This window comes from Dolichospermum sp. LEGE 00240 (assembly GCF_015207875.1).
GTDB lineage: Bacteria > Cyanobacteriota > Cyanobacteriia > Cyanobacteriales > Nostocaceae > Dolichospermum > Dolichospermum gracile.
Window position 1 is genome coordinate 54,344 of record NZ_JADEVZ010000023.1, and the last position, 11,040, is coordinate 65,383.

Here is an 11,040-nt window from a genome sequence, read left to right on the forward strand (position 1 = left end):
AAATAGTGGTTAATGGCATCAAAAAATCCCCCACCTCATGGCGGGGGATTTTTAATTACCTACAACCAGTAGTTAGTATCCTATCAACCGAACTTACCAGCAGTGGAAGCAATGAGGAACGCTGCGTAGGTGACGATGTAACCAACAGTGAAGTGAGCTAAACCAACCACACGAGCTTGAACAATGGAGAGAGCAACGGGCTTGTCCTTCCAACGAACCAAGTTAGCTAGAGGAGTGCGTTCATGCGCCCAAACCAAGGTTTCAATTAACTCTTGCCAGTAACCTCTCCAAGAGATGAGGAACATGAAACCAGTTGCCCAGATTAGGTGTCCAAAGAGGAACATCCAAGCCCAAACAGACAAGTTATTCATGCCGTAGGGGTTGTAACCGTTAATCAACTGAGCAGAGTTAGCCCAGAGGTAGTCACGGAACCAGCCCATCAGGTAGGTAGAGTTTTCGTTAAACTGAGCAACGTTACCTTGCCAAATACCGAGGTGTTTCCAGTGCCAGTAGAAGGTTACCCAACCAATGGTGTTCAACATCCAGAACATGGACAGGTAGAAAGAGTCCCATGCGGAGATATCGCAAGTACCGCCACGGCCTGGACCGTCGCAAGGAAACGCATAACCGAAGTCCTTTTTATCGGGCATCAGTTTAGAACCACGAGCATCCAAAGCACCCTTAACGAGTACCAAGGTGGTGGTGTGGATAGCTAAAGCGAAAGCGTGGTGAACCAAGAAATCCCCAGGTCCAATGGTCAAGAACAAGGAATTTGTGCCGGAGTTGATGGCATCTAACCAGCCGGACAACCAAACGTTACCAGCATTGGGGTAAGCGGTGTAAGCAATACTGTCGGGGTTAGATAACAGTACATTCAAGCCATACAGAGCTTTACCTTGGGCTGCTTGGATGAATTGAGCAAATACTGGCTCAATTAGGATTTGTTTTTCAGGAGTACCGAACGCAACAACTACGTCGTTGTGAACATATAAACCTAGGGTGTGGAAACCCAAGAAGAGAGATACCCAGCTAAGGTGGGAGATGATCGCTTCTTTGTGTTGTAACATCCGGTCAAGGACGTTACCTTTGTTTTGTTCGGGGTCGTAGTCACGAACCCAGAAGATTGCTGCGTGAGCAAAAGCACCAACCATCAAGAAACCAGCGATGTACTGGTGGTGGGTGTACAGTGCTGCCTGTGTGGTGTAGTCCTTAGCGATAAACGCATAAGGAGGCAGAGCGTACATATGCTGCGCTACCAAGGAACAGATAGTTCCCAAAGATGCCAAAGCTAATGACAACTGGAAGTGCAGGGAGTTGTTGATGGTGTCGTAAAGACCTTGGTGAGGCAGGTTGAACTGACCTTCGCTCTTGCTACCGGGAACTAAACCAGATTTGGAGTTGAGCATTTCTTTGATGCTGTGACCAATTCCGAAGTTAGTCCGGTACATATGACCAGCGATGATGAACAAAACTGCGATCGCCAAGTGGTGGTGAGCCATGTCAGTCAACCACAAGGATTCTGTTTGGGGGTGGAAACCGCCCAAGAAGGTGAGAATCGCAGTCCCCGCACCGGTGGAAGTACCAAACAAATGGCCGGCGGTGTCAGGGTTTTGAGCGTAAACGCCCCAGTTACCTGTGAAGAAAGGAGTTAAACCTGCTGGATGGGGAGCTACACTTAAGAAGTTATCCCAACCCACGTGAATACCACGGGATTCAGGAATAGCAACGTGAACCAAGTGACCAGTCCAAGCTAAGGAGCTAACACCGAACAAACCAGCCAGGTGGTGATTTAGACGGGGTTCAGCGCTCTTGAACCAAGAGAGGCTAGGACGGAACTTGGGTTGTAAATGTAACCAGCCAGCAAACAATAACAATGCTGACAACAGAAGCAAACCAACGGAACCAGTATATAGTTCGCTGTTTGTCCGCATCCCGATGGTGTACCACCAGTGATAAACACCAGAGTAAGCAATGTTTACAGGATTGCTTGCACCAGCTTGAGTGAAAGCGTCAATTGCAGCTTCACCGAAGTGAGGGTCCCAAATTGCATGGGCAATGGGACGGACGTGCAGGGGATCTTTAATCCACTGTTCAAAGTTACCTTGCCAGGCTACGTGGAACAGGAGGCTGGATGCCCACAGGAAGATGATTGCCAAGTGACCGAAGTGCGTAGCGAAAATCTTTTGGTAAAGATTCTCTTCCGTCATGCCATCGTGGCTTTCAAAGTCGTTGCCTGTAGCGATCGCATACCAAATCCGACGAGTAGTCGGGTCCTGTGCGAGATCCTGGCTAAATTTTGGAAATTTTGTTGCCATAGGTGTGATCTGTCCTCTGACCTTTAGCCATTATTTGTCAGCAAAATTTTAGATTCTAGATTTTGGATTTTGGATTAAATCTCAAATCTTAGAATCCAAAACCCAAAATTCTACTGATTTTTATCCTACTGAAAGGATGTGTGCGTGGAAGAATGCCCAAGTGGTGGCAATTCCTCCTAATAGGTAGTGAGCCACACCTACAGCCCGACCTTGAGTAATGCTCAGTGCGCGAGGCTGAATTGTTGGGGCTACTTTCAGTTTATTGTGCGCCCATACAATGGACTCAATTAATTCTTGCCAGTAGCCACGACCACTGAACAGGAACATTAAGCTGAACGCCCAAACGAAGTGAGCGCCTAAGAACATGAGTCCGTAAGCGGACAATTCAGTTCCGTAGGAATTAATTACTTGTGTAGCTTGCGCCCACAAGAAGTCACGTAACCAACCGTTGATGGTGATAGCACTTTCTGCAAAGTTGCCACCAGTAATGTGATTTACTGTTCCATCTGCATCTACTGTTCCCCAGACATCAGACTGCATCTTCCAGCTAAAGTGGAAAATTACAATTGACAAGGAGTTATACATCCAGAAGAGTCCGAGGAAGATGTGATCCCAACCAGAAACTTGGCAAGTACCGCCACGACCTGGACCATCGCAAGGGAATCGGAAGCCTAAGTTAGCTTTGTCTGGAATCAGACGAGAACTGCGGGCGTACAATACACCTTTGAGCAAGATGAGGACGGTAACGTGAATGGTGAAAGCGTGGATGTGGTGAACCATGAAGTCTGCTGTACCCAATGTGATGGGCATCATCGCGATCTTATCGCCGATAGCCACAATTCCACCACCAAAAGCATGACTAACGACTTGAAGAGCGTTAGGTGCTGTGTTGCCGGGAGCTAATGTGTGCAGGTTTTGCACCCATTGAGCAAACACTGGCTGTAATTGAATTGCACTGTCGGAGAACATATCTTGGGGACGACCCAAGGCACGCATGGTGTCATTGTGGATGTACAAACCAAAGCTGTGGAAGCCTAAGAAAATACAAACCCAGTTGAGGTGAGAAATGATAGCGTCACGGTGACGAATCACGCGATCTAAAACGTTGTTTTGGTTAACAACAGGATCGTAATCCCGCACCATGAAGATGGCTGCGTGAGCAGCACCACCAACAATCAAGAAACCACCGATCCAAATATGGTGAGTGAAGATACACAATTGTGTTGCGTAATCAGTTGCCAAGTAAGGATAGGGAGGCATCGCGTACATATGATGGGCGATGATGATTGTCAAGGAACCTAAGAAAGCTAGGTTAGTAGCCAACTGAGCGTGCCAAGAAGTGGTGAGGTTTTCGTAAAGACCTTTGTGACCTTCGCCAGTGAAAGGACCTTTATGAGCTTCTAGAATATCTTTAATGCTATGACCGATACCCCAGTTGGTACGGTACATATGACCAGCAATGATGAACAGTACAGCGATCGCTAGGTGGTGATGAGAAATATCAGTCATCCACAAGCCGCCTGTAACTGGGTTTAAACCACCCTTAAATGTGAGGATATCAGCGTAAGCTCCCCAATTTAAGGTAAAGAACGGTGTTAAACCACTAGCGAAACCAGGATAAAGTTCTGCCATTTTTGCTGTATCAAACAGCAATTCATGAGGCAAAGGGATGTCCTTAGCTGCCACACCTGCATCTAACAATTTGTTGATTGGTGCAGAAACGTGGATTAAGTGACCAGCCCATCCTAAAGAACCACAGCCTAGTAATACTGATAAGTGATGATTCAGCATTGACTCCACATTCTGAAACCATTCCAGTTTAGGAGCGCGTTTGTGGTAATGGAACCAGCCAGCAAATAAGAACAAGCCTGCTAATACCAAGCCGCCAATTGCAGTTACATATAGCTGGAAGGAGCTAGTGATACCCCAGCCACGCCATACTTGGAACAAGCCAGAGGTGATTTGAATGCCGCGGAAACCGCCGCCCATATCACCGTTTAAAATGTCTTGCCCAACAATAGACCAAACTGTTTGGGCGCTGGGCTTAATGCCTAATGGGTCAGCCAGCCAAGCTTCGTAGTTAGAGAACTTAGCACCGTGGAACAACATTCCGCTCAACCAGATTGCTACTACAGCCAAATGGCCGAAGTGAGCGGCGAATATCTTGCGGGAAATGTCTTCTAAATCGCTTGTATGTGTATCAAAATCATGGGCGAGGGCATGGAGGTTCCAAATCCAGGTTGTGGTTTTTGGGCCTCTGGTTAAGGATCTGTCGAAATGCCCTGGCTTTGCCCATTTTTCAAATGAGGTAGGAACCGGGTCATTGTCAACAATCACTCTTGCTTTTTTTTCCTCTCGCTCCGGAGGACTAATCGTCATTCGACCTCCTCTCTATAAGGAATGGGGAATCATGAATACCACCTAGAATAACACAGTCGCCGTTTTCAGATTGTTCTGGACTAGCGATGCGGTTGCCGTGTGGAAAAGAAAAGTTGTTTCTGTTGAATTATAGAGTCTGAACTTGCACATTGTTATAGACCTGTTAACAATAATTAAAAATAGCCAAATTTATTGTCTCATCGGCTTTATAAGTTGCTATACATTGTCCAAAAGTCAATAGACTCTTCATTTAATTTACAAAGAACAACAATTTGAAAACCTTATGATTCATACGCAAAGCCCCTCGAACTCCCGCCATTTGGCTACTTTTACCTAAAATCATCGGCTTGAAACCAAATTTATTTTCTGAAAATAAGTCAAAAAAATCACTTATCCGACATTTTAAGCGGATAAAAGTAGGTAAATTTATAACTTTGGTAGTAGATTTATGCTCTTATCCATAGTCCATGAGTCATAATTTGCGCCACAATAATGGCGTTAATTGTTAAAAACTATTACGGAATAAAAACATGAACACTGGGTGCAAAAAATTTTTTGAGCAACTTTTCTCCAAGAGATTCCCAATTATTAAATGGTTTACTACATTAGTGCTAGTTTTAAACTTAAGTAGTTGTGTTGAAGCAGCAAACAGCCAGGAAGTATCTACCAATCCTTTCATGAAAACGCTCCCAGCCTCAGAAATTTCTGGGACTTTTTCAGAAACCGCACCACCTGATGTGATCCAAGCATTGCGTCCCAGTCTAGAAGGTTATCAACCTCAAGTCAGCATCCTTAGTCCCCAAGTAGATGAAATTCTTCCAGACAATATAGTTAAAGTCCGGTTGCAGGTTAAGGACTTACCGATATTTAAAGACCCTCAATGGCAACTTGGACCCCATTTGCACCTAATTTTGGACAATCAACCTTATATAGCTGTTTATGACTTAAATCAGCCGGTGGTATTGTCAGACTTATCTCCAGGTACGCATACTCTTCGCGTTTTTGCTTCTCGTCCGTGGCATGAAAGTTTTAAAAATGAAGGCGCTTATGCTCAAACCACATTTCACGTTTTGACGAAAACTGAGGAAAACAACCCAGATTCTAAATTACCTCTACTGACTTATAGTCGTCCTACTGGTGGTTATGGGGCAGAACCAATTATGCTGGATTTCTACTTGACTAACGCACCGTTGCACAGTGTTGCTGAGACTAATCCTGACGATACAATGAGCAATTGGCGTATTCGTAGTACGGTTAATGGTGAAAGCTTTATTCTTGATCGTTGGCAAACTATTTATCTTAAAGGCTTTAAACCTGGTAAAACCTGGGTGAAACTGGAATTCCTTGATAATGAAGGACAACCTGTGAAAAATGCCTTTAATACCACAATCAGACTAATTAATTACCAACCCAATGGTCAAGATACTCTTTCTAAAATTGTCAGAGGGGAATTGACAGCAGATGAAGTTCGGGGAATTGTAGACCCAACTTATACAGCTAGGATTCCAGTTACTGAACCCACCCCTGCACCAATACCAGAAACCAAAGTCGAAAAACAACCAATTCCTGAAGTTAAACTTCCTGAAGTTACACCAACACCAGAAACCAAAGTCGAAAAACAACCAATTCCTGAAGTTACACCAACACCAGAAACTAAAGTCGAAAAACAACTAATTCCTGAAGTTACACCAACACCAGAAACTAAAGTCGAAAAACAACCAATTCCTGAAGTTACACCAATTCCAGAAACCAAAGTCGAAAAACAACCAATTCCTGAAGTTACACCAATTCCAGAAACCAAAGTCACAGAAATAAAAGAATTAAATCTGGATAAACCAGATACAGGTTCGTCTAAGCAATCTCAAATTCAGGAGTAATTAACCAAAAATACTCAGTTGTAAATTTTGAGATAAAGTTTCCATGAGTGCTAAACCAGCTACAGGATTACCTGTAATATCTAGAGCAGGACTGTAGCTGGCGATCGCCCCACTTGCCGAAGGCATCACTCCCTGATTTGGTATGATGGCAACAATTCCACCACCAATACCCGATTTTATCGGTAAGCCAATTTTGACAGCGTATTCTGCGGAAGCTTCATATAAACCACAAGTTAACATCACCGTATTCACAATTTGACGGTGTTTATTATTTATAACTTCGCTTTTACAGGCTAACACTTTTCCCAGGTTCGCTAAATCCTCTACCCGTCCAGAGATACAGCATATTTGTTCATAAACGTTTAGAGATAATTCAATATTATTTAAATTTCCAGATTCGTAGAGATAGTTGGCAATATCTATATTTATTTGAGAGTGACTAGCACGAACTGAAGCTAGAATATCTGTGTCTATATATAATTGAGTACCTGCTAATTCATTTAACCATTGACAAAATAATTTTGTACATTCATGTCCATCTTTTCCTGGTAACTTATCAGCAAGAGTAATAGCACCACTATTAATCATAGGGTTGCGAGGATATCCATGATCTTCTTTTAATTGCAGTAAAGAATTAAAGGGTGCGTCCGAGGGTTTAACCCCAACCCATTGCAAAACCTGTTTTTCTCCGTAATATTCCAGTAGGTATAGTAGAGAAAATGGTTTAATGACACTCATGAATGGAAATACAGAATCGGTATCTCCTAAACTATAGTTTTCTCCTGATTCACAACTTATATAAACAGCGAATGAGTTAGGATTAGCCGTAGCTAATTTGGGAATGCGTTCAATGACTTTTCCTTTTGCTGCTTGGGTTTTGGCTTGTTCTACCCAAATAGATAAATTATGTATATTAATGCTTTTTATTCCTAGCACAAGCCTAAACCTCAAATCAGAAGATAATCTGGATTATATCTTAATGAGTATTTACTCTAATTTTATGTAACCGATTTTAAATACAAAATCGAAAATTTACGTAGTATTAGTAAGCTAGTACGCATCTCAATTTGAAGTGAAGTTAGAAAATAAGCCATCAAACTCTTCCCTGTTCCCTGTTCCCTCTTCTTCGATAAGATAGACTGATTAACAACCAAGTTGTCGGAAAAGATAAGTTGGTTTATTTCCCTAATAACAAGGTTTTTAACAGTACATGAACAAAAGATTTATTTTAACTTTGATTTCTAGCCCCGTGTTGTTTACATCCATGTTATCTATGGTGATGATGGCTAGACCTGCTCATGCTAGTCAAACAGTTGACACTGCTGGTACTCATGAATCTTGTGTCATGTCTCCCCATTCAGCAACTCCGAACAAGGTATGTATACAGGTGAGTAATACTCCTTTGAGCGTTGCTAAAGAACCTATGCAAGTGGCACAAGCGGATACAAATAATCCTAAAGAACTAGAATTTTCTGATGCTGAAAGCGATTTAGCTATCAAGCTATTTGGCTGTGATTGTCCAGTTTGCATCAATGCTGCTCGGCAATTGAATGGTTCAGCACCTTTGCCAGTTTAGCACGATGTGGTGTTAAAAAGTTAAAAAGGGCGGGGAGACCCCGCTTGAAAAGGGCGGGGAGACCCCGCTTGAAAAGGGCGGGGAGACCCCGCCCCTACTTTAATACTTCTCTGATGATTTCTGTTGGTACTTCGTCGGTAATTTTGACTGCACCAATTTGAGTTGGTAGGACAAAGCGGACTTTGCCAGATTTAACTTTTTTGTCTAATTGCAAAGCATCAATAAGAGCTTCAATGTCTAAATCTGCGGGTATTTGGGTGGGTAAACCTGCTTTTTTGATTAAGGCGTTTTGACGTTCTGTGTCTGCTTGTGTCCAAAGTCCTAATTTTACAGCAATGTCTCCGGCTGCTACCATACCAATACCGACAGCTTCACCATGTTTGAATAAACGGTATTCGGTGAGGCTTTCTACTGCATGACCGATAGTATGACCATAATTTAAAATTGCTCTGATTCCAGATTCTTTTTCATCTTTGCTGACAACATCTGCCTTTGCTTGACAGGAATGAGTTAATATGCTGTTTATCAGGTCGGATTTCACATAGCGGAGTTGGTCAAGGTGTTTGCTTGCTGTTAGTTGAGTAAACAGTTCGGTGTCCCAAATGATCCCGTATTTGATCACCTCTGCCATTCCTGCTCGAAATTCCCGTGCTGGAAGGGTTTTTAAGACTTCTGGGTCAATTAAAACTAAACTGGGTTGATGAAATGCACCAATCAAGTTTTTGCCGTGTGGATGATTTACGCCAGTTTTCCCACCGATAGCCGAATCTACCATTGCGAGGAGACTGGTGGGAACTTGGACTACGTTAATGCCTCTAAGCCATGTAGCGGCAGCAAAGCCTGTCATATCACCAATAACACCTCCTCCTAATGCCACCATTGTTGAGGAGCGTTCTAGGCGATTTTCCAGGGCGATGTCGTAGAGTTTTTGAATGGAGTTGAGAGTTTTGTAGCGTTCTCCGGGGGGTAGGTTGTAGCTGACGACTTGAAAACCGGCTTTTTGCAAGGATGCGATCGCTCTTTCGCCATAATATTTAAATATCATCGGGTTGGAAACTAGCAATACTTTCTTACCTAGTTTCAAACTCGCCATTTGTTCACCTAGTTGATCTAAACTCCCAGGTGCAATGGTAATATCATAAGATTTTTCTGGTATATCTACTTTAATTACAGAAGTCATTCCCCAACCTTAATATAATCACTCGTCTGGGTATTTTACCCCAAGTTGACAACCTCTTTTCTATTCCCTGTTCCCTTTAATAATTATTGATGATTGAATAGAAATAAGTAACTAATCTGGAGCAAAACAAATGGCTGTAGTTGAATATATTGTTTTTCTAGGCGTGTTTATGGGTGTAGCTGTAGGCTTGTTATTTGGTCTACGCGGAGCTAAGATCCTCTAATTCTACAATTAGACGCTAATTAAACCCACTTTATGTGGGTTTAGGTATTGGTTTCAATCAGATTATCAAATGTCTATTTACTACTTTGCTGTTTGATTGCAAGTTTTCACCACTTCAATCTCTGACTCAAGTATCCGAGCAACTTTTTCTACAGTTAGTCACTCATTTAATAAACCAATTCTCAATTATCAGATCCTCAAAATCCTGAAAATCTGCCACATTATTTGTTACTAAAATCAAGTCATTGCAGAAGGCAATACTGGCAATTTGTCCATCAATAAAAGCAGGTGTTTTACCAATTTTTGATAATCTAGCCCTTTCCTGTGCGTGCCATTTTGCAGCTTTGAGATCATAATCAAACACGGGCAAATCTAACACAGAATCTTGAATGTATTTCCATAAAGAATCCTTGCGTTTAGATGCTGGTAAACGCCAACAGCCATAAAGGATTTCATGAACAACAAGACTTGCTACTGCTACTTCTGAACGATAGCGATTTAATTGATCTAAAACCTGAGTATTGGGAATTGGCCGACTCGGTTCTGAGATAATATTAGAGTCTAGTAAAAAGCGAACTGTCATAAATCAATCTCGCGTCCTGGACTACGATCTCTTAAATTAGCAAAATCTTCATCTGTAAATTCAATTCCTTCTCTTTCAATTGTTTCTCGAAACCTTAAAACCCCTTCCCAAAAGCTATCTCCTTTATTCTGTAAAGGTTTTTCCTGTACTTGTTCTTTTATTTGTGACAGTTTATGTTTGAGAAATTGAATAAAATCTAAAACCTCCTGTTGTTTATCGGTTGGTAACTCTCGCAGGTTTTCTAAAACCGCTTGTTCAATGGTCATAGTTTCACCTCTACTACTAGGCTATAATTCTATTATAAATGACATTAGCATTAATTTTTATTTTCTCCTCCATTGTTGATATCAATTCCTAATATTGCAAATTATTGATTTATCCAATCTGTAGAGGAAAATCAATTTATTCATATAAATTCAGCTTAATCTTAAAAAGGATTATCATCAATTTCTTGTTTTTGCCGCAAATATTCCCAAGTTTCCGTTTGTTCTTCTTGTTCTCCTTCTTCTAACCACTCTTCGGTTAATTCTTTGAGTGCTTGATGTTGTTGATTTAAAATTTGTTGTTGTGCGTCTATTTCTAGCTGAGAATGGTTAAAAATCTCAGGTTTAAAAGTAACACTTTCTCGAAATACTCGCATTATTTGTAGGAGATTTGGCCAGTATTCTTTAGGTGTTGCTTGAATTTCTCGTAAAATTTCTATGAGATGATTTTCTTCGGTAGTGTTACTTAATTCTGGTTTATTGATTAAATCGGATTGAGACATAATTATTTATTCCTCATAATGTTGATAAAGCGTAATTAGTCATGGGAATCCTATCTTTATATTATGACAAAATTTGCCGTGATAGTAAGCTGTTAGATTGTTCAGGGGAAATATATATAAATATTATAGCGGTTCTCGATTG

At 41.7% G+C, this 11,040-nt stretch carries 10 protein-coding genes; 3 read left to right on the forward strand and 7 right to left on the reverse strand.

What is annotated here, in order from left to right; translation table 11 throughout:
• Positions 1-83 precede the first annotated feature (83 nt).
• Together psaB and psaA are read right to left on the reverse strand one after the other, a co-directional pair.
• A complete protein-coding gene (psaB, locus tag IQ226_RS10135; RefSeq protein WP_193895053.1) occupies positions 84-2,315 on the reverse strand; it encodes a photosystem I core protein PsaB in 2,232 nt (743 codons plus the stop codon).
• Between the two features lie 120 nt (positions 2,316-2,435).
• A complete protein-coding gene (gene psaA / locus IQ226_RS10140) occupies positions 2,436-4,694 on the reverse strand; it encodes a photosystem I core protein PsaA (RefSeq protein WP_096671000.1) in 2,259 nt (752 codons plus the stop codon).
• 530 nt (positions 4,695-5,224) lie between these two features.
• On the opposite strand from psaA, the gene IQ226_RS10145 reads away from it, so the two are divergent.
• Complete coding sequence (locus tag IQ226_RS10145) at positions 5,225-6,571, forward strand: hypothetical protein (RefSeq protein ID WP_228039355.1); 1,347 nt, start codon at positions 5,225-5,227, stop codon at positions 6,569-6,571.
• On the opposite strand, the gene glsA is transcribed toward IQ226_RS10145, so the two are convergent.
• The gene (gene glsA, locus IQ226_RS10150; RefSeq protein ID WP_193895055.1) at positions 6,572-7,507 is read right to left on the reverse strand and encodes a glutaminase A; all 936 of its coding nucleotides are present in this window, start codon (positions 7,505-7,507) and stop codon (positions 6,572-6,574) included.
• 274 nt (positions 7,508-7,781) lie between these two features.
• Between glsA and IQ226_RS10155 the strand changes: the two genes are divergently transcribed.
• Positions 7,782-8,147, forward strand: a complete 366-nt coding sequence (locus IQ226_RS10155) for a hypothetical protein (RefSeq protein ID WP_193895057.1) — start codon at positions 7,782-7,784, stop codon at positions 8,145-8,147.
• 94 nt (positions 8,148-8,241) lie between these two features.
• Here IQ226_RS10155 and aroB read toward each other — a convergent pair whose 3' ends face one another.
• On the reverse strand, positions 8,242-9,327 hold the full coding sequence (gene aroB / locus IQ226_RS10160; protein WP_193895059.1) for a 3-dehydroquinate synthase: 1,086 nt from the start codon (positions 9,325-9,327) through the stop codon (positions 8,242-8,244).
• A gap of 130 nt (positions 9,328-9,457) precedes the next feature.
• Between aroB and petL the strand changes: the two genes are divergently transcribed.
• Complete coding sequence (petL, locus tag IQ226_RS10165; protein ID WP_035081422.1) at positions 9,458-9,550, forward strand: cytochrome b6-f complex subunit PetL; 93 nt, start codon at positions 9,458-9,460, stop codon at positions 9,548-9,550.
• A gap of 162 nt (positions 9,551-9,712) precedes the next feature.
• Here the strand turns inward: petL and IQ226_RS10170 are convergent, their stop codons facing one another.
• The 3 genes from IQ226_RS10170 to IQ226_RS10180 all read right to left on the reverse strand — a co-directional run bounded on the left by IQ226_RS10170 (position 9,713) and on the right by IQ226_RS10180 (position 10,898).
• Complete coding sequence (locus IQ226_RS10170; RefSeq protein WP_015081509.1) at positions 9,713-10,132, reverse strand: type II toxin-antitoxin system VapC family toxin; 420 nt, start codon at positions 10,130-10,132, stop codon at positions 9,713-9,715.
• Complete coding sequence (locus IQ226_RS10175) at positions 10,129-10,398, reverse strand: DUF2281 domain-containing protein (RefSeq protein WP_028084968.1); 270 nt, start codon at positions 10,396-10,398, stop codon at positions 10,129-10,131. Before IQ226_RS10175 ends, IQ226_RS10170 begins: the two co-directional genes overlap by 4 nt.
• 161 nt (positions 10,399-10,559) lie before the next feature.
• On the reverse strand, positions 10,560-10,898 hold the full coding sequence (locus IQ226_RS10180; RefSeq protein WP_039203702.1) for a hypothetical protein: 339 nt from the start codon (positions 10,896-10,898) through the stop codon (positions 10,560-10,562).
• Positions 10,899-11,040: the final 142 nt, after the last annotated feature.

Excerpts from the sequence above, each read along its gene's own strand:
- petL (WP_035081422.1), top strand. The coding sequence starts at position 9,458 with ATGGCTGTAGTTGAATATATTGTTTTTCTAGGCGTGTTTATGGGTGTA.
- IQ226_RS10170 (WP_015081509.1), bottom strand. The coding sequence starts at position 10,132 with ATGACAGTTCGCTTTTTACTAGACTCTAATATTATCTCAGAACCGAGT.
- psaA (WP_096671000.1), bottom strand. The coding sequence starts at position 4,694 with ATGACGATTAGTCCTCCGGAGCGAGAGGAAAAAAAAGCAAGAGTGATT.
- IQ226_RS10175 (WP_028084968.1), bottom strand. The coding sequence starts at position 10,398 with ATGACCATTGAACAAGCGGTTTTAGAAAACCTGCGAGAGTTACCAACC.
- IQ226_RS10155 (WP_193895057.1), top strand. The coding sequence starts at position 7,782 with ATGAACAAAAGATTTATTTTAACTTTGATTTCTAGCCCCGTGTTGTTT.
- IQ226_RS10145 (WP_228039355.1), top strand. The coding sequence starts at position 5,225 with ATGAACACTGGGTGCAAAAAATTTTTTGAGCAACTTTTCTCCAAGAGA.
- psaB (WP_193895053.1), bottom strand. The coding sequence starts at position 2,315 with ATGGCAACAAAATTTCCAAAATTTAGCCAGGATCTCGCACAGGACCCG.
- aroB (WP_193895059.1), bottom strand. The coding sequence starts at position 9,327 with ATGACTTCTGTAATTAAAGTAGATATACCAGAAAAATCTTATGATATT.
- IQ226_RS10180 (WP_039203702.1), bottom strand. The coding sequence starts at position 10,898 with ATGTCTCAATCCGATTTAATCAATAAACCAGAATTAAGTAACACTACC.